General features: G+C 33.2%; 1 protein-coding gene. It reads right to left on the bottom strand.

Annotated elements, in window-relative coordinates:
- On the bottom strand, positions 1-662 hold a 662-nt coding region (locus QZU45_RS11805; protein ID WP_295355537.1), incomplete at both ends, for an AAA family ATPase.

Consider the following 662-nt stretch of genomic DNA (forward strand, 5'->3'; position numbering starts at 1 on the left):
GTGAGAGGTTCTGAATACAGTTTTGGTATTTCTCGATCTGTTGTCCAATTTTTCAGAGTTTCAATAAGATCACTTCGATCATTTGCAATTACGAATTCCTTAAAATTCATGGGATATAACTGTAATCTGTTTACTTTGCCAACAGGGAAGGAAATATTTTGCTGTCTTAAGGCAACCCCCAAAAGCGAACCTGCGCATACAACATGAAGTTCGCGTAGATCTTCACAGAAATACTTTAAAGATGTTATTGCTTTTGGGCATTCCTGTATCTCGTCGAAAAACAGAAGTGTTTTTCCTGGAATAATGTCTGTTTTATACTGTCTTCCTATCTCAGTAATAATTCTCTTTACATCAAGATCAAAGTCGAAAATTTCGGCAATCCTTTCCGATTTTTCAAAGTTAATGTACACATAATTCTTAAAATTATCCTGAGCAAATTTTTCTATTATATAGGTTTTACCACACTGTCTCACTCCTGACAGAAGCAAAGGTTTTCTTCTATCTTTGTTTTTCCAGTTGATAAGGTCAGTCAAAATTTCTCTGTACATAAAACTTTCCTGTTTTTGAGGTATTTCTACTGTTAAGTTTAGTAAAAGTCCTATGATTTTTGCAAGAAAATTACAAAAAGTCCTATGACTTTTGCAAGAAAAATACAAAAAGTC

It is taken from the genome of uncultured Succinivibrio sp., assembly GCF_902756765.1.
GTDB lineage: Bacteria > Pseudomonadota > Gammaproteobacteria > Enterobacterales > Succinivibrionaceae > Succinivibrio.